The 18,108-nt window shown below is 72.5% G+C and carries 15 protein-coding genes; 14 read left to right on the top strand and 1 reads right to left on the bottom strand.

What is annotated here, in order from left to right:
* Positions 1–50: 50 nt before the first annotated feature.
* From AB0469_RS24640 to AB0469_RS24580, 13 genes are all read left to right on the top strand, one after another.
* Positions 51–1,031 (top strand): aspartate carbamoyltransferase catalytic subunit, encoded by a 981-nt coding sequence (locus tag AB0469_RS24640; RefSeq protein WP_366453602.1) that lies wholly within the window; start codon positions 51–53, stop codon positions 1,029–1,031.
* Between the two features lie 2 nt (positions 1,032–1,033).
* Positions 1,034–2,326 (top strand): dihydroorotase, encoded by a 1,293-nt coding sequence (locus tag AB0469_RS24635; protein WP_366453601.1) that lies wholly within the window; start codon positions 1,034–1,036, stop codon positions 2,324–2,326.
* On the top strand, positions 2,323–2,904 hold the full coding sequence (locus tag AB0469_RS24630; protein ID WP_366453600.1) for a hypothetical protein: 582 nt from the start codon (positions 2,323–2,325) through the stop codon (positions 2,902–2,904). Before AB0469_RS24635 ends, AB0469_RS24630 begins: the two co-directional genes overlap by 4 nt.
* Positions 2,901–4,043, top strand: a complete 1,143-nt coding sequence (gene carA / locus AB0469_RS24625; protein WP_366453599.1) for a glutamine-hydrolyzing carbamoyl-phosphate synthase small subunit — start codon at positions 2,901–2,903, stop codon at positions 4,041–4,043. The genes AB0469_RS24630 and carA overlap by 4 nt, the downstream gene beginning before the upstream one ends.
* The gene (carB, locus tag AB0469_RS24620; protein ID WP_366453598.1) at positions 4,036–7,344 is read left to right on the top strand and encodes a carbamoyl-phosphate synthase large subunit; all 3,309 of its coding nucleotides are present in this window, start codon (positions 4,036–4,038) and stop codon (positions 7,342–7,344) included. Before carA ends, carB begins: the two co-directional genes overlap by 8 nt.
* A gap of 100 nt (positions 7,345–7,444) precedes the next feature.
* Positions 7,445–8,554 (top strand): quinone-dependent dihydroorotate dehydrogenase, encoded by a 1,110-nt coding sequence (locus AB0469_RS24615; protein WP_366453597.1) that lies wholly within the window; start codon positions 7,445–7,447, stop codon positions 8,552–8,554.
* Positions 8,551–9,402 (top strand): orotidine-5'-phosphate decarboxylase, encoded by an 852-nt coding sequence (gene pyrF, locus AB0469_RS24610; RefSeq protein WP_366453596.1) that lies wholly within the window; start codon positions 8,551–8,553, stop codon positions 9,400–9,402. Before AB0469_RS24615 ends, pyrF begins: the two co-directional genes overlap by 4 nt.
* Before the next feature lie 282 nt (positions 9,403–9,684).
* A complete protein-coding gene (locus AB0469_RS24605) occupies positions 9,685–10,008 on the top strand; it encodes an integration host factor (protein WP_030234009.1) in 324 nt (107 codons plus the stop codon).
* A gap of 61 nt (positions 10,009–10,069) precedes the next feature.
* Positions 10,070–10,633, top strand: coding sequence for a guanylate kinase (gmk, locus tag AB0469_RS24600; protein ID WP_042809918.1), 564 nt, complete (start codon positions 10,070–10,072; stop codon positions 10,631–10,633).
* A gap of 28 nt (positions 10,634–10,661) precedes the next feature.
* The gene (gene rpoZ, locus AB0469_RS24595) at positions 10,662–10,934 is read left to right on the top strand and encodes a DNA-directed RNA polymerase subunit omega (protein WP_004948662.1); all 273 of its coding nucleotides are present in this window, start codon (positions 10,662–10,664) and stop codon (positions 10,932–10,934) included.
* 90 nt (positions 10,935–11,024) lie between these two features.
* The gene (gene coaBC / locus AB0469_RS24590; RefSeq protein WP_366453595.1) at positions 11,025–12,251 is read left to right on the top strand and encodes a bifunctional phosphopantothenoylcysteine decarboxylase/phosphopantothenate--cysteine ligase CoaBC; all 1,227 of its coding nucleotides are present in this window, start codon (positions 11,025–11,027) and stop codon (positions 12,249–12,251) included.
* Between the two features lie 194 nt (positions 12,252–12,445).
* Positions 12,446–13,654: a methionine adenosyltransferase gene (gene metK, locus AB0469_RS24585; protein ID WP_362066834.1), complete on the top strand. Its 1,209-nt coding sequence runs from the start codon at positions 12,446–12,448 to the stop codon at positions 13,652–13,654.
* Between the two features lie 227 nt (positions 13,655–13,881).
* Complete coding sequence (locus tag AB0469_RS24580; RefSeq protein WP_366453594.1) at positions 13,882–16,002, top strand: primosomal protein N'; 2,121 nt, start codon at positions 13,882–13,884, stop codon at positions 16,000–16,002.
* Positions 16,003–16,256: 254 nt separating this feature from the next.
* Here the strand turns inward: AB0469_RS24580 and AB0469_RS24575 are convergent, their stop codons facing one another.
* A complete protein-coding gene (locus tag AB0469_RS24575; RefSeq protein WP_366453593.1) occupies positions 16,257–16,781 on the bottom strand; it encodes a hypothetical protein in 525 nt (174 codons plus the stop codon).
* Between the two features lie 249 nt (positions 16,782–17,030).
* On the opposite strand from AB0469_RS24575, the gene fmt reads away from it, so the two are divergent.
* Complete coding sequence (gene fmt / locus AB0469_RS24570) at positions 17,031–17,975, top strand: methionyl-tRNA formyltransferase (RefSeq protein ID WP_366453592.1); 945 nt, start codon at positions 17,031–17,033, stop codon at positions 17,973–17,975.
* The last annotated feature ends 133 nt before the right edge of the window (positions 17,976–18,108 follow it).

Here is an 18,108-nt window from a genome sequence, read left to right as displayed (position 1 = left end):
CACCACCGTCAGCCCCGCCTGCCTGCCCTCCCGACTTACGGAGCACCCAGATGAAGCGCCACCTCATCTCGGCCGCCGACCTCACGCGCGACGACGCCGTCCTCATCCTCGACACCGCCGAGGAGATGGCCCGCGTCGCCGACCGGCCGATAAAGAAGCTGCCCACCCTGCGCGGCCGCACGATCTGCAACCTGTTCTTCGAGGACTCGACCCGTACCCGGATCTCCTTCGAAGCCGCCGAGAAGCGCCTCTCCGCCGACGTCATCAACTTCGCCGCGAAGGGCTCCAGCGTCTCCAAGGGCGAGTCCCTCAAGGACACCGCCCAGACCCTGGAGGCCATGGGCGTCGACGCGGTCGTCATCCGCCACCACGCCTCCGGCGCCCCCTACCGGCTGGCCAACTCCGGCTGGATCGACGCCCCGGTGATCAACGCCGGCGACGGCACCCACCAGCACCCCACCCAGGCCCTGCTCGACGCGTTCACCATGCGCCGCCGCCTGGTCGGCCGCGACGCCGGGCTCGGCAAGGGCCTCGACGGCCGCCGGATCACCATCGTCGGCGACGTCCTGCACAGCCGCGTGGCCCGCTCCAACGTCGACCTGCTGCACACCCTCGGCGCCGAGGTCACGCTGGTGGCCCCGCCCACCCTGGTGCCGGTCGGCGTCGAGAACTGGCCCTGCGAGGTCTCCTACAGCCTGGACGACGTGCTGCCGAAGTCCGACGCGGTCATGATGCTGCGCGTGCAGCGCGAGCGGATGAACGCCGCCTTCTTCCCCACCGAGCGCGAGTACTCCCGCCGCTACGGCCTGGACGCCGCCCGCATGGCGCGGATGCCCGAGCACGCCGTCGTGATGCACCCCGGCCCGATGGTCCGCGGTATGGAGATCACCGCCGAGGTCGCCGACTCCGACCGCTGCACGGTCGTCGAGCAGGTCGCCAACGGCGTCTCGATCCGCATGGCCGTCCTGTACCTGCTGCTCGGAGGCTCCGAGCCCGCCGTCACCACGTCCCGCACCGAGGAGAACAAGTAACCATGAGCAAGATCCTTATCCGCGGTGCGCAGGTCCTCGGCGGCGAGGCGCAGGACGTCCTGATCGACGGCGAGACCATCGCCGAGGTCGGCACCGGACTGTCCGCCGACGGCGTCGACACCGTCATCGAGGCCGCGGGGCAGATCCTCCTCCCCGGCCTCGTCGACCTCCACACCCACCTGCGCGAGCCCGGCCGCGAGGACTCCGAGACCGTCCTGACCGGCACCCGCGCCGCCGCCTCCGGCGGCTACACCGCCGTCTTCGCCATGGCCAACACCTTCCCGGTCGCCGACACCGCCGGCGTCGTCGAGCAGGTCTGGCGCCTGGGCAAGGAGTCCGGCTACTGCGACGTGCAGCCCATCGGCGCCGTCACCGTCGGCCTGGAGGGCAAGAAGCTCTCCGAGCTGGGCGCCATGCACGAGTCCGCCGCCCGCGTCACCGTCTTCTCCGACGACGGCAAGTGCGTGGACGACGCCGTGATCATGCGCCGCGCCCTGGAGTACGTGAAGGCCTTCGGCGGCGTCGTCGCCCAGCACGCCCAGGAGCCCCGCCTCACCGAGGGCGCCCAGATGAACGAGGGCACCGTCTCCGCGGAGCTGGGCCTGGGCGGCTGGCCGGCCGTCGCCGAGGAGTCGGTCATCGCCCGCGACGTCCTCCTCGCCGAGCACGTCGGCTCCCGCGTGCACATCTGCCACCTCTCCACCGCCGGCTCCGTCGAGATCGTCCGCTGGGCCAAGTCCCGCGGCATCGACGTCACCGCCGAGGTCACCCCGCACCACCTGCTCCTCACCGACGAGCTGGTGCGTTCGTACGACCCGGTCTACAAGGTCAACCCGCCGCTGCGCACCGAGCGCGACGTGATGGCCCTGCGCGAGGCGCTCGCCGACGGCACGATCGACATCGTCGCCACCGACCACGCCCCGCACCCGCACGAGGACAAGGACTGCGAGTGGGCCGCCGCCGCCATGGGCATGGTGGGCCTGGAGACCGCGCTCTCCGTCGTCCAGGAGACGATGGTGGAGACCGGCCTGCTCGACTGGGCGGGCGTCGCCGAGCGCATGTCCGTCGCCCCGGCCCGCATCGGCGGCCTGTCCCACCAGCACGGCCGGCCCGTCTCGGCAGGTGAACCCGCGAACCTGACCTTGGTCGATACCTCGTACCGTGGTGTCGTGGACCCCGCACACTTCGCCTCCCGCAGCCGCAACACGCCCTACGAGGGCCGTGAGCTGCCGGGGCGCGTCACTCACACCTTCCTGCGGGGCCGGGCAACGGTCGTGGACGGGAAACTCGCGTGACACCTGCAGTAATCCAACTGGCCGCCGAGGCCGCCGAGCGACACTCGGCGGAGGTGACCGACTGGGGCGCCCGCATCGCGTGGGTGGCCGGTCTGCTCGTCTTCGTCGCGTTCGTGTACTGGCTGATGCGGCAGGGCTGGAAATGGCGCGGCACCCTGCAGAGCGATCTGCCGGAACTGCCCGCCGCCCCCGGCGGTCTCCCCGAGCACCGGCTGGCCCTGACCGGCCGGTACCACGGGTCCACCACCGCCGGGCAGTGGCTCGACCGGATCGTCGCCCACGGTCTGGGGGTGCGCAGCCGCGTGGAGCTCACCCTCACCGACGCGGGCCTCGACGTGGTCCGTCCGGGTGCCACCGACTTCTTCGTACCGGCCTCGCAGCTGCGCGGCGCCCGCCTCGACAAGGGAATCGCGGGCAAGGTACTCACCGAGGGCGGTCTGCTCGTCGTCACCTGGGCGCACGGCGACAAGCTGATCGACTCCGGATTCCGCTCCGACCGTGCGGCCGAGCACGCCGCCTGGGTCGAGGCCATCAACTCCATGAACACATCCATCACGACGGAAGGCGCCGAACGATGACGACCTCCACCAGGGGAGCAGCCAAAGCTCCCGCCGTACTCGTCCTGGAGGACGGCCGGATCTTCCGCGGCCGCGCCTACGGCGCAGTGGGGGAGACCTTCGGCGAGGCCGTGTTCTCCACCGGCATGACCGGCTACCAGGAGACCCTCACCGACCCGTCGTACCACCGGCAGGTCGTCGTGATGACCGCCCCCCACGTGGGCAACACCGGCGTCAACGACGAGGACCCCGAGTCCTCCCGCATCTGGGTCTCCGGCTACGTCGTGCGCGACCCCGCGCGCATCCCGTCCAACTGGCGCTCGCAGCGCTCGCTGGACGAGGAGCTCGTCAAGCAGGGCGTCGTGGGCATCAGCGGCGTCGACACCCGCGCCCTGACCCGCCACCTGCGCGAGCGCGGCGCCATGCGCGTCGGCATCTTCTCCGGTGGGGCGATCGCCGACGACGCGGCCCTGCTGGCGAAGGTCCAGGCACAGCCGCAGATGAAGGGCGCCAACCTCTCCGCCGAGGTCGCCACCAAGGAGGCGTACGTCGTCCCCGCGATCGGCGAGAAGCGCTTCACCGTCGCCGCCGTCGACCTCGGCATCAAGGGCATGACCCCGCACCGGATGGCCGAGCGCGGCATCGAGGTCCACGTGCTGCCCGCCACCGCCACCGTCGAGGACGTGTACGCGGTCGACCCGGACGGCGTCTTCTTCTCCAACGGCCCGGGCGACCCGGCCACCGCCGACGGCCCCGTCGCCGTCATGCAGGGCGTCCTGGAGCGCAAGACCCCGCTCTTCGGCATCTGCTTCGGCAACCAGATCCTGGGCCGCGCGCTCGGCTTCGGCACCTACAAGCTGAAGTACGGCCACCGCGGCATCAACCAGCCGGTCCAGGACCGCACCACCGGCAAGGTCGAGGTCACCGCGCACAACCACGGCTTCGCCGTCGACGCGCCCCTCGACAAGGTGTCCGAGACCCCCTTCGGCCGCGCCGAGGTCTCCCACGTCTGCCTGAACGACAACGTCGTCGAAGGCCTCCAGCTGCTCGACCAGCCGGCCTTCAGCGTCCAGTACCACCCCGAAGCGGCCGCCGGCCCGCACGACGCCGCGTACCTCTTCGACCGCTTCGTTAGCCTGATGGAGGCCGAGCGTGCCTAAGCGCACCGATATCCAGTCCGTCCTGGTCATCGGCTCCGGCCCGATCGTCATCGGCCAGGCCGCCGAGTTCGACTACTCCGGCACCCAGGCCTGCCGCATCCTCAAGGCCGAGGGCCTGCGGGTCATCCTGGTGAACTCCAACCCCGCGACGATCATGACCGACCCGGAGATCGCCGACGCCACGTACGTCGAGCCGATCACCCCCGAGTTCGTCGAGAAGATCATCGCCAAGGAGCGCCCCGACGCGCTCCTGCCCACCCTCGGTGGCCAGACGGCCCTGAACACCGCCATCTCCATGCACGAGCAGGGCGTGCTGGAGAAGTACGGCGTCGAGCTCATCGGCGCCAACGTCGAGGCCATCAACAAGGGCGAGGACCGCGACCTCTTCAAGGGCGTCGTCGAGGCCGTCAAGGCCAAGATCGGCCACGGCGAGTCCGCCCGCTCGGTCATCTGCCACTCCATGGACGACGTCCTGGCGGGCGTGGAGACCCTCGGCGGCTACCCCGTCGTCGTGCGCCCCTCCTTCACCATGGGCGGCGCCGGCTCCGGCTTCGCCCACGACGAGGACGAGCTGCGCCGCATCGCCGGCCAGGGCCTCACGCTCTCCCCGACCACCGAGGTGCTCCTGGAGGAGTCCATCCTCGGCTGGAAGGAGTACGAGCTGGAGCTGATGCGCGACACCAAGGACAACGTGGTCGTCGTCTGCTCCATCGAGAACTTCGACCCGATGGGCGTCCACACCGGCGACTCCATCACCGTCGCCCCGGCGATGACGCTCACCGACCGCGAGTACCAGCGGCTGCGCGACATCGGCATCGCGATCATCCGCGAGGTCGGCGTCGACACCGGCGGCTGCAACATCCAGTTCGCGATCAACCCGGACGACGGCCGCGTCATCGTCATCGAGATGAACCCGCGCGTGTCCCGTTCGTCGGCGCTCGCGTCGAAGGCCACCGGCTTCCCGATCGCCAAGATCGCCGCCAAGCTGGCCATCGGCTACACGCTGGACGAGGTCCCCAACGACATCACCGAGAAGACGCCGGCCTCCTTCGAGCCGACCCTCGACTACGTCGTCGTCAAGGCCCCGCGCTTCGCCTTCGAGAAGTTCCCCGCCGCCGACGCCACCCTCACCACCACCATGAAGTCGGTGGGCGAGGCCATGGCCATCGGCCGCAACTTCACCGAGGCCCTCCAGAAGGCCCTGCGCTCCCTGGAGAAGAAGGGCTCGCAGTTCACCTTCGTCGGCGAGCCCGGCGACAAGGAGGAGCTGCTGCGCGTCGCGGTCCGCCCGACCGACGGCCGCATCAACACCGTCATGCAGGCCATCCGCGCCGGCGCCACCCAGGCGGAGGTGTTCGAGGCCACGAAGATCGACCCGTGGTTCGTCGACCAGCTCTTCCTGATCAAGGAGATCGCGGACGAGCTCGGCTCCGTCGAGAAGCTGGAGCCCGAGATCCTCGCCGAGGCCAAGCGCCACGGCTTCTCCGACGCCCAGATCGCCGAGATCCGCGGTCTGCGCGAGGACGTCGTCCGCGAGGTCCGCCACGCCCTCGGCGTCCGCCCGGTGTACAAGACGGTCGACACCTGCGCCGCCGAGTTCGCCGCGAAGACCCCGTACTTCTACTCGTCCTACGACGAGGAGTCCGAGGTCGCCCCGCGCACCAAGCCCGCGGTGATCATCCTGGGCTCCGGCCCGAACCGCATCGGCCAGGGCATCGAGTTCGACTACTCCTGCGTCCACGCCTCCTTCGCGCTCAGCGAGGCCGGCTACGAGACCGTGATGGTCAACTGCAACCCCGAGACCGTCTCGACGGACTACGACACCTCCGACCGCCTGTACTTCGAGCCGCTGACGCTCGAGGACGTGCTGGAGATCGTCCACGCCGAGTCGCTGGCCGGCCCCATCGCCGGCGTCGTCGTCCAGCTCGGCGGCCAGACCCCGCTGGGTCTCGCCCAGGCGCTCAAGGACAACGGCGTCCCGGTCGTCGGCACCTCGCCCGAGGCCATCCACGCCGCCGAGGACCGCGGTGCCTTCGGCCGGGTCCTGGCCGAGGCCGGTCTGCCCGCCCCCAAGCACGGCACCGCCACCACCTTCGCGGGCGCGAAGGCGATCGCCGACGAGATCGGCTACCCGGTCCTCGTCCGCCCGTCCTACGTGCTCGGCGGCCGCGGCATGGAGATCGTCTACGACGAGACCCGCCTGGAGTCGTACATCGCGGAGTCGACCGAGATCTCCCCGACCCGCCCCGTGCTGGTCGACCGGTTCCTCGACGACGCCATCGAGATCGACGTGGACGCCCTCTACGACGGCGAGGAGCTCTACCTCGGCGGCGTCATGGAGCACATCGAGGAAGCCGGCATCCACTCCGGCGACTCGGCCTGCGCCCTGCCCCCGATCACCCTCGGCGGCTACGACATCAAGCGCCTGCGCGCCTCCACCGAGGCCATCGCCAAGGGCGTCGGCGTCCGCGGCCTGATCAACATCCAGTTCGCGATGGCGGGCGACATCCTCTACGTCCTGGAGGCCAACCCGCGCGCCTCCCGGACCGTGCCCTTCACCTCGAAGGCCACGGCCGTCCCGCTCGCGAAGGCCGCCGCGCGCATCGGGCTCGGCGCCACCATCGCCGAGCTGCGCGCCGAGGGCATGCTCCCCAAGGAGGGCGACGGCGGCACCCTGCCGCTGGACGCGCCGATCTCCGTCAAGGAGGCCGTCATGCCGTGGTCGCGCTTCCGCGACATCCACGGCCGCGGCGTCGACACCGTCCTCGGCCCGGAGATGCGCTCCACCGGCGAGGTCATGGGCATCGACTCGGTCTTCGGCACGGCGTACGCCAAGTCGCAGGCCGGCGCCTACGGCCCGCTGCCGACCAAGGGCCGCGCCTTCATCTCGGTCGCCAACCGCGACAAGCGCTCGATGGTCTTCCCGGCCCGCGAGCTGGTCGCGCACGGCTTCGAGCTGCTGGCCACCTCCGGCACGGCCGAGGTCCTCAAGCGCAACGGCATCAACGCCACCGTCGTGCGCAAGCTCAGCGAGGGCGAGGGCCCGAACGGCGAGAAGACCGTCGTCCAGCTCATCCACGACGGCCAGGTCGACCTGATCGTCAACACCCCGTACGGCACCGGCGGCCGCCTCGACGGCTACGAGATCCGCACGGCGGCCGTGGCGCGCGGCGTCCCGTGCCTGACGACGGTCCAGGCGCTCGCCGCCGCCGTCCAGGGCATCGACGCGCTCGGCCGCGGCGAGGTCGGCGTGCGCTCCCTCCAGGAGCACGCGGAGCACCTGAACGCCTCCCGCGACTAGCAGCCCGTACGAAAGGGGGACACCGGCGACAGCGACCGGTGTCCCCCCTTTCATGAGGTCCTTCCGAGCGCACATAGGGATTCAAGGGATTAATCGGACGATGTACAAACTGTTCTTCAACCTCGTCTTCAAGCGGATGGACCCCGAGCAGGCCCACTACCTGGCCTTCCGCTGGATCCGCCTGGCCGCCCGCACCCCGGTGCTGCGCACCTTCGTCGCCGCGGCCCTGGCCCCGCGCCACGAGGGACTGCGCACGGAGGCCCTGGGCCTGCGCATGCACGGCCCCTTCGGGCTCGCGGCCGGCTTCGACAAGAACGCCGTGGCCATCGACGGCATGGCGATGCTCGGCTTCGACCACGTCGAGATCGGCACCGTCACCGGCCGGGCCCAGCCCGGCAACCCCAAGAAGCGGCTCTTCCGCCTGGTCCCCGACCGCGCGCTGATCAACCGCATGAGCTTCAACAACGAGGGCTCCGAGGCCGTCGCGGCCCGCCTGGCGGCCCGCAACCCGGTCTTCAGGACCGTGGTCGGCGTCAACATCGGCAAGACCAAGGCGGTCCCGGAGGCCGAGGCCGCCGCCGACTACGTGGTCTCCACCGAGCGCCTCGCCCGCCACGCCGACTACCTGGTCGTGAACGTCTCCTCGCCGAACACCCCGGGCCTGCGCAACCTCCAGGCCACCGAGTCCCTGCGGCCGCTGCTGACCGCCGTGCGGGAGGCCGCCGACCGCTCGGTCACCGGCCGCCGCGTCCCGCTGCTGGTCAAGATCGCCCCGGACCTCGCCGACGAGGACGTGGACGCCGTCGCCGACCTCGCCCTGGAGCTGGGCCTGGACGGCATCATCGCCACCAACACCACCATCGCCCGCGAGGGCCTGGGCCTGAAGTCGGACCCCGCCCTGGTCAAGGAGACCGGCGGACTGTCCGGCGCCCCGGTCAAGGAGCGCTCGCTGGAGGTCCTGCGGCGCCTGTACGCCCGCGTGGGCGACCGGATCACCCTGGTCGGCGTCGGCGGCATCGAGAACGCCGAGGACGCCTGGCAGCGCATCCTGGCGGGCGCCACCCTGATCCAGGGCTACAGCGCCTTCATCTACGAGGGCCCGTTCTACGCCCGCGCCATCCACAAGGGCCTGGCCGCGCGCCTGGCCGCCAGCCCGTACGCGACCCTGGCCGAGGCCGTGGGCGCCGAGACCCGAAAGGCCGCCCAGTGACCTCCCAGACCCCTGTGACCCCCTTCGGGGCCCGTCTGCGCGCCGCCATGGACGCACGCGGCCCCCTGTGCGTCGGCATCGACCCGCACGCCGCCCTGCTGGACTCCTGGGGCCTGGCCGACGACATCGCCGGGCTGGAGCGGTTCTCCCGCACCGTCGTCGAGGCGCTGGCCGACTCGGTGGCGGTCTTCAAGCCGCAGGCCGCCTTCTTCGAGCGCTTCGGCTCGCGGGGCGTGGCGGTGCTGGAGCGGACCGTGGCCGACGCGCGGGCCGCCGGGACCCTGGTCGTCATGGACGCCAAGCGGGGCGACATCGGCTCCACGATGGCCGCGTACGCCTCCGCCTTCCTGGACCCCTCGTCCCCGCTGTTCTCGGACGCCCTGACGGTCTCCCCGTACCTGGGCTACGGCTCGCTGAAGCCGGCCGTGGACCTGGCGCGCGAGTCCGGCGCCGGCCTGTTCGTCCTGGCCCTCACCTCCAACCCGGAGGGCGCCGAGGTCCAGCGGGCGGTGCGCGCGGACGGCCGCTCGATCGGGGCGACCATGCTGGCGCACCTGGCGGCCGAGAACGCCGGGGCGGAGCCGATGGGCTCCTTCGGCGCGGTGGTCGGGGCGACCCTGGGCGACCTGTCCTCCTTCGACCTGGACATCAACGGTCCGCTGCTGGCCCCCGGCATCGGCGCCCAGGGCGCGACCGCGGCCGACCTCCCGGCGGTCTTCGGCGCGGCCGTGGGCAACGTGGTCCCGAACGTCTCCCGGGGCGTCCTCAAGCACGGACCGGACACCGATGCCCTGCGGGCCTCCGCGAAGCGGTTCGCGGACGAGATCCGCGAGGCCGTCGCGGCCTGATCGGACGGGTCGCGGACCGGCGCGGAGCACGGGCTGTCGAGAATCGAACGTCTTTCGCCGGACAAAACCGGGGTAGTTTGTCCGTGATGTACGGTTCAGTGGAGGCTGACCAGGACTTTTCGTCCGTTCTCGCTGACTGGAGCGGCCTTGGCCGCTAGTCTCCGACCAGAGTGAACGCGCAGCGAACCAGTTCCACCGCTGTTCGGGAGCTCGCCCGGCGTGGTGCCCGAGGGCTCCCCGCCGGTCCGTATCCGACAGTTCGACATCCGAGGTGACGTAGGCGTGGCTCTTCCGCCCCTTACCCCTGAACAGCGCGCAGCAGCGCTCGAAAAGGCCGCCGCGGCTCGCCGGGAGCGGGCCGAGGTGAAGAATCGACTCAAGCACTCCGGCGCCTCCCTCCACGACGTCATCAAGACGGGCCAGGAGAACGACGTCATCGGCAAGATGAAGGTCTCCGCCCTTCTCGAGTCGCTGCCCGGCGTCGGCAAGGTCCGCGCCAAGCAGATCATGGAGCGCCTCGGCATCTCCGAGTCCCGGCGTGTCCGAGGTCTCGGTTCCAACCAGATCGCCTCCCTGGAGCGTGAGTTCGGCGGTAGCGGCGCCTGAGGCGTCGCCCGAAGTTCTCCCGGCGTTCTCAGGCAGTCCCGAGAACCTGGATAATTGCTCCATGGCAGCAGAGGTTCGTCCGCGGCTGACCGTGCTCTCCGGCCCCTCGGGGGTCGGCAAGAGCACGGTCGTCGCGCATATGCGCAAGGTCCACCCCGAGGTCTGGCTCTCGGTGTCGGCCACCACCCGCAAGCCGCGGCCCGGTGAGCGACACGGAGTCCAGTACTTCTTCGTCAACGACGACGAGTTCGACAAGCTGATCGCCAACGGCGAGCTGCTGGAGTGGGCCGAGTTCGCGGGCAACCGCTACGGCACACCGCGCGGCGCGGTACTGGAACGCCTCGACAACGGCGAACCGGTGCTGCTGGAGATCGACCTCCAGGGCGCCCGGCTCGTCCGCGAGTCGATGCCCGACGCCCAGCTGGTCTTCCTCGCCCCGCCGAGCTGGGACGAGCTGGTCCGCCGGCTCACCGGCCGGGGCACCGAGTCGCCCGAGGTCATCGAGCGGCGGCTCGACACCGCCAAGGTCGAGCTCGCTTCCGAGTCCGAGTTCGACACCACCCTGGTCAACACCTCCGTCGAGGACGTGGCGCGTGAGCTGCTAGCCTTGATGGCAGTTGTCTGATCTTTTATCCATCTTCGGAAGGTAGAGCGTGTCCTCTTCCATCACCGCGCCCGAGGGCATCATCAACCCGCCGATCGACGAGCTGCTCGAGGCCACGGACTCGAAGTACAGCCTCGTGATCTACGCGGCCAAGCGTGCGCGTCAGATCAACGCGTACTACTCGCAGCTCGGTGAGGGCCTGCTGGAGTACGTCGGCCCGCTGGTGGACACCCACGTCCACGAGAAGCCGCTCTCGATCGCCCTGCGCGAGATCAACGCGGGTCTGCTGACCTCCGAGGCCATCGAGGCCCCGGCCCAGTAAGGCACGACATCGTCACCACAGGCCCGGCAGCACGGCTGCCGGGCCTGTGGTGTGTCATAGGTACGGACGCAACCGATCACGGGAGAAGCAGTGGACAAGCCGAAGGTCGTGCTGGGGGTCAGCGGCGGGATCGCCGCGTACAAGGCGTGCGAGCTGCTGCGCCGGCTGACCGAGTCCGGGCACGAGGTGCGGGTGGTGCCCACGGCGGCGTCCCTGAACTTCGTCGGTGAGGCCACCTGGGCCGCGCTCTCCGGCAACCCGGCCTCCACCGAGGTCTGGGAGAGCGTCGACGAGGTGCCCCACGTGCGCATCGGCCAGGGCGCCGACCTCGTCGTCGTCGCCCCCGCCACCGCCGACATGCTGGCCAAGGCCGCCCACGGCCTGGCCGACGACCTCCTCACGAACACGCTGCTCACCGCCCGCTGCCCGGTGGTCTTCGCCCCCGCGATGCACACCGAGATGTGGGAGCACCCCGCCACGCAGGAGAACGTCGCCACCCTGCGCCGCCGCGGGGCCGTGGTGATCGAGCCCGCCGTCGGGCGGCTGACCGGCAAGGACACCGGCAAGGGCCGGCTGCCCGACCCGGAGGAGATCTTCGAGGTCTGCCGCTCCGTCCTCGCCCGCGGCGCGACCGCCCCCGACCTGGCCGGACGGCACGTGGTCGTCAGCGCCGGAGGCACCCGCGAGCCCCTGGACCCGGTCCGCTTCCTCGGCAACCGCTCCTCCGGCAAGCAGGGCTACGCGCTGGCCCGCACCGCAGTGGCGCGCGGGGCCCGGGTCACCCTGGTGTCCGCGAACACCGCGCTGGCCGACCCGGCCGGGGTGGACGTCGTACGGGTCGGCACGGCCCTCCAGCTGCGCGAGGCGGTGCTCAAGGCGGCCGCCGGCGCCGACGCCGTGGTGATGGCCGCCGCCGTGGCGGACTTCCGGCCCGCCGCCTACGCCGACGGCAAGATCAAGAAGCAGGAGGGGCGCGAGCCCGACCCGGTGGCCCTCGTGCGCAACCCCGACGTCCTCGCGGAGATCTCCGCCGAGCGGGCCCGGCCGGGCCAGATCGTCGTCGGATTCGCCGCCGAGACCGATCACGTGCTCGACAACGGCCGGGCCAAGCTCCGCCGCAAGGGGTGCGACCTGCTCGTCGTCAACGAGGTCGGTGAAACCAAGACCTTCGGATCCGAGGAGAACGAAGCTGTGATCCTGTCGTCCGACGGCGGTGAGGTGCAGGTCCCCTATGGTCCGAAGGAAGCTTTGGCGGATGTGATCTGGGACCAGGTCGCGGGCCGCCTCGCGCCCGCGAGCGGGCCGCGACCCGCCTGAGCGTCGCCCTTCTCGATCGGAAATCCGTACGCCAGAATGGAGTGCCGCAGGTCACACGGCTCCCATAGGGCGAGACGGGTGGTCCGGCAAACGGTGGCGACCGATAAACTGCATCTGGAACGTGATCGGGCGCAGCCCCCGGTATCGTTCCGCCAAATGATCAGCCAGCAGCCGCTGCAACCCCAGGGAGCATTGTGTCCCGTCGTCTGTTCACCTCGGAGTCCGTGACCGAGGGTCACCCCGACAAGATCGCTGACCAGATCAGCGACACGATCCTCGACGCCCTCCTCGCCGAGGACCCGACCTCGCGCGTGGCCGTGGAGACCCTCATCACCACCGGCCTGGTGCACATCGCGGGCGAGGTGACGACGAAGGCGTACGCCCCGATCGCCCAGCTCGTCCGCGACAAGATCCTCGAGATCGGCTACGACTCCTCGAAGAAGGGCTTCGACGGCGCCTCCTGCGGCGTGTCGGTGTCCATCGGCGCCCAGTCCCCGGACATCGCCCAGGGTGTCGACACGGCCTACGAGTCCCGGGTCGAGGGCGACGAGGACGAGCTCGACAAGCAGGGCGCGGGCGACCAGGGCCTGATGTTCGGCTACGCCTGCGACGAGACCCCCGAGCTGATGCCGCTGCCGATCCACATCGCGCACCGGCTCTCGCGCCGCCTGTCCGAGGTCCGCAAGAACGGCACCATCCCGTACCTGCGCCCCGACGGCAAGACCCAGGTCACCATCGAGTACGACGGCGACAAGGCGGTCCGCCTGGACACGGTGGTCGTCTCCACGCAGCACGCCGCGGACATCGACCTGGACTCGCTGCTCGCCCCCGACATCCGCGAGTTCGTCGTCGAGCACGTGCTCGCGCAGCTCGTGGAGGACGGCATCAAGCTGGACACCGAGGGCTACCGGCTGCTGGTCAATCCGACGGGCCGCTTCGAGATCGGCGGTCCGATGGGCGACGCCGGCCTGACCGGCCGCAAGATCATCATCGACACGTACGGCGGCATGGCCCGCCACGGCGGCGGCGCCTTCTCCGGCAAGGACCCGTCGAAGGTCGACCGCTCCGCCGCGTACGCGATGCGCTGGGTCGCCAAGAACGTCGTCGCCGCCGGCCTCGCGGCCCGCTGCGAGGTCCAGGTCGCCTACGCGATCGGCAAGGCCGAGCCCGTCGGCCTCTTCGTCGAGACCTTCGGCACCGCCAAGGTCGACGTCCAGAAGATCGAGGACGCCATCGGCGAGGTCTTCGACCTCCGCCCGGCCGCCATCATCCGCGACCTCGACCTCCTGCGCCCGATCTACGCCCAGACCGCCGCCTACGGCCACTTCGGCCGCGAGCTCCCCGACTTCACCTGGGAGCGCACCGACCGCGTCGACGCCCTGCGCGCCGCCGCCGGCCTGTAAGAGCCGCAACGCCGTGCGGCCCCGGACCCTTGAGGTCCGGGGCCGTACGGCGTCCAGGCGGCTGTGGCGTCCGCCCCGCACGGGCTGCCCGGGCCCTCCCGGTGCGAGGGTGACGGCTCCGTCCGGAGCCGGCGTGGGCCCGGTGTCGAAGGACCGCGGTGGCGCCGCCGCCCGCCGAAACCCCGGGAGGGCTCCGACTGTCGGTGCCCTTTGGTAAGAATGCTGCTGTGAGCAGCGAGAACGCACCCGACGCAGACGGCCCCGGCGGCCCGCCGGAACAGCTCGCACTGCTCCGGGACCTGGTCGCCGAGGCGAAGGCCAAGGCGCCCAAGGCCAAGCCGCGGACCTGGCGCGGGGCCGCTCTCGCCGAGGAGCTGCCGGTGGCCCGGGTCCTCGTGAACAAGGGCGTCCTCCACCTCGACCGGCTCTTCGACTACGCCGTCCCCGCCGAGCTCTCCGAGGCCGCCCGGCCCGGGGTCCGGGTCCGGGTCCGCTTCGGGGCGGGTGCCCACCGGGTGCACGGCGGCCGCCGTGAGGGCGGCGGGCTCATCGACGGGTTCATCGTCGAGCGGTGTGCCGAGTCCGACTACGAGGGGGCGCTCGCCGCCCTCGCCCAGGTCGTCTCGCCCGAGGTGGTGCTCGGCCCCCGCATGCTGGCCCTCGCCCGGGCCGTGGCCGACCGGTACGCGGGCAGCCTGGCCGACGTCCTCCAGCTGGCGCTGCCCCCGCGCAACGCCCGTGCCGAGGCGAAGCCCTCCCCGGAGCCGCTGCCCCCGCCCCCCGTGCCCGAGCCGGGCGGCTGGACGCGGTACGGCGCCGGGAGCGCCTTCCTGCGGGCCCTGGCCGGCGGCGGCACCCCGCGCGCGGTGTGGACGGCCCTGCCCGGCCCCGGCTGGGCCGACGAGCTGGCCCGGGCCATGGCGGCCACCCTCGCCTCCGGCCGCGGCGCCCTCGCCGTCGTACCCGACGGGCGCACCGCGGCCCGGGTCGACGCCGCCCTCACCGCCCTGCTGGGCGAGGGCCGGCACGCCCTGCTGACCGCCGACTCCGGGCCCGAGAAGCGCTACCGGGAGTGGCTCGCGGTCAACCGGGGCTCGGTACGGGCCGTGGTCGGCACGCGGGCCGCCATGTTCGCGCCCGTACGGGACCTCGGGCTGGTCGCGGTCTGGGACGACGGCGACTCCAGCCACGGCGACGACCACGCCCCTTTCCCGCACGTCCGCGAGGTGCTGGAGCTGCGCGCGGTGACCGACGGCTGCGGCTTCCTCGTCGGCGGCACCAGCTGCACCGTCGAGGCCGCCCAGCTGGTCGAGTCCGGCTGGGCCCGCCCGCTGGTCGCCGACCGGGAGACGGTGCGCGCCGCCGCCCCGCGCGTCCGGACCGTCGGCGACGAGCTGCTCGCCCGGGACGGGGCCGCCCGCGCGGCGCGGCTGCCGAGCCTGGCCTGGGAGACCGTCCGGGAGGGCCTCAAGAGCGGGCCCGTGCTGGTCCAGGTGCCCCGGCGCGGGTACGTGCCCCGGCTGGCGTGCGAGCGCTGCCGGACCCCCGCCCGCTGCACGGTGTGCGCCGGCCCGCTGGAGGCACCCGACGAACGGGACCTGCACTGCGGCTGGTGCGGGCGGGGCGAGCCGTCCTGGCACTGCGAGGAGTGCGGCTCCTTCCGGCTGCGGGCCCAGGTGGTGGGCGCGCGGCGGACCGCCGAGGAGCTGGGCCGGGCCTTCCCGGCCGTGCCCGTGCGGACGTCGGGGCGCGACCACGTCCTGGACGAGGTGCCGGACCGCCCGGCGCTGGTGGTCTCCACCCCCGGGGCCGAGCCGGTCGCGGCGGGCGCCGGGTACGCGGCGGCGCTGCTGCTGGACGGCTGGGCGATGCTGACCCGCCCCGACCTGCGGGCCGGGGAGGACGCGCTGCGCCGCTGGATCGCCGCCGCCTCGCTGGTCCGCGGGGGCGGGCAGGTCGTGGTCGTCGCCGAGCCGACGCTGCGGCCCGTCCAGGCCCTGGTCCGCTGGGACCCCGTGGGGCACGCGGTGCGGGAGCTCGCGGAGCGGGCCCAGCTGGGGTTCCCGCCCGTGTCGCGGATGGCGGCGGTGGCAGGGCGCCCCGAGGCCCTGGAGGACTTCCTGGGGGCCGCCGCCCTGCCGGCCGACGCGGAGGTGCTGGGTCCCGTGCCGCTGCCCGGCCGGCAGGGGGAGGCCTCGCCGGGGGAGCGGGCCCTGATCCGGGTTCCTCCGGGGAGCGGGGCCGCGCTGGCCGCCGCGCTGAAGTCGGCGCAGGCGGCCCGTACGGCCCGGGGGGTGGCGGTCGCCGACGCGGTCCGGATCCGGATCGATCCGCCGGACATCGGCTGAGTTCCGGGTCGGGGCCGTGGGGCGCGGGTGCGGGTGCCGCTGCGCGGAGCGGGGTCCCCCACCCGCCCTTCCACCGTTCCCCGGGCTCCGCCCGGACCCGTTGCGCTCAAACGCCGCGCGGGCTGGGTCTCGCGCAGCGGGATTCCAGCACCGCGGGCGTTTCGGGCGGGTGGGGACGGACCCGCAGGGCCCCGCCGTCCGGAGGCGGCGGGGCCGGTGCCGTCGGGGGTCGGCGTCCCGGCGGCGGGGCGGCGTCAGCCGTTGCGGGGGCCGGGGAAGGCCGACTGGCGGACGGCCGGAGCGGCCGCGGCCTGGGTGTCCTCGCGGACGGGCTGCGGCGGCACCGAGCGCGCCGCGGGGATGGTGGGCAGCGGGCCCAGCGTCCGGGTCGCGGTGCCCTCGGCCGGCGGCTCCGCGGCCTCGGCGGCCTGCGCGCGCCGGGCGCCGTAGCGGCGGTGAACGGCCTGCTTGGTGACGCCGAGCGCCGAGCCGACCGCGTCCCAGGAGAAGCCGAGGGAACGGTCGAAGTCCACGGCCGCGGTGACGAGCGTCTCGACGCTGTCCCGCAGTTCCTGGGCGAGGCGGACGGTGGGCGCGGGCGCCCTGCCGTAGACGACGAAGCCCGTGGAGGGCCCGGAGCGGCGCGGGCGGTACACGTTGCCGAGCTGGGCGGTGAGCGTGCGGAGTGCGTCCACCTGCCGGCGAACCCGCTCGATGTCCCGCACCAGGAGGTGCAGACTGGCCCGTGCTTGGGCGTCATGGGTGGCGTGGTCGGCCATGGAGAAGCCTCTCGAACCGGTGCTGAAGAGCGGATCGGGCCGCAGACACCGTTCTTGATCGCGGCCCGTTTCGGTCAATCTCTCTTGACCAACGCGCCAACGGGCGACCAGGTCACGCCCAGGGGGCGTGTCGGCATATGCGAGAGGCGCGCGTGTGTGCGTACGCCCCCGGTCCCAGCGGTGGGTGCGGGGGGTCACGCCCCCTAGACTGGACCGCTGCTGACGCCGAGATAGCGAGGTAGGACCCCAGTGAAGCTCGTCTTCGCAGGCACCCCCGAGGTCGCCGTGCCCGCCCTGGACGCCCTGATCGCCTCCGGGCGGCACGAGGTCGCGGCCGTCGTCACCCGGCCCGACGCACCGGCCGGCCGCGGCCGCCGGCTGGTCGCCAGCCCGGTCGCCGAGCGCGCCGAGGAGGCCGGCATCGAGGTCCTGAAGCCGGTCCGCCCGCGCGACCCGGAGTTCCAGGAGCGGCTGCGCGAGATCGCCCCGGACTGCTGCCCGGTCGTCGCGTACGGAGCCCTGCTCCCCAAGAGCGCGCTGGACATCCCCGCCCACGGATGGGTCAACCTGCACTTCTCGCTGCTGCCCGCCTGGCGCGGCGCCGCGCCCGTCCAGCAGTCCATCATGGCCGGCGACCAGGTGACCGGGGCCTCCACCTTCCGCATCGAGGAGGGGCTCGACACCGGCCCGGTCTTCGGGGTCCTCACCGAGGAGATCCGCCCGACCGACACCAGCGGCGACCTGCTGACCCGCCTCGCCTTCGCCGGTGCCGGGCTGCTGACCGCGACCATGGACGGCATCGAGGACGGCACCCTGCGCGCCGTCGAGCAGCCCGCCGAGGGGGTGTCCCTCGCGCCGAAGATCACCGTCGAGGACGCCCGCGTCGACTGGAACGCCCCCGCGCTGCGCGCCGACCGCGTCGTGCGCGGCTGCACCCCGGCGCCGGGCGCGTGGACCGTCTTCCGCGGCGAGCGCCTGAAGCTGGTCTCCGTCGGGCTCGTCCCCGACCGCACCGACCTCGCGCCCGGCGTCCTGGCCCCGGCCAAGAACAACGTGTACGTCGGCACCGGCTCGCACGCCGTCGAGCTGCTCTGGGTGCAGCCGCAGGGCAAGAAGCCGATGAAGGGCGCCGACTGGGCCCGCGGGGTGCGCATCGCGCCCGGCGAGCGCCTGGGCGGGGCCGACGTAGGCTGATTCCATCGGCAGCCCCCGCCCGGCCGGGGGCGCCCGCCGCACCCGCGCCACCGCGGCACCGCCGCACCCGCACCACCGCGGCATCCGCACCACCGCAGTACCCCGAAGCACCTCGTACCTCCGGAGCACCTTT

This window comes from Streptomyces sp. NPDC093801 (genome assembly GCF_040701585.1).
GTDB lineage: Bacteria > Actinomycetota > Actinomycetes > Streptomycetales > Streptomycetaceae > Streptomyces.
This window is presented reverse-complemented; position numbering and strand designations above follow the sequence as displayed.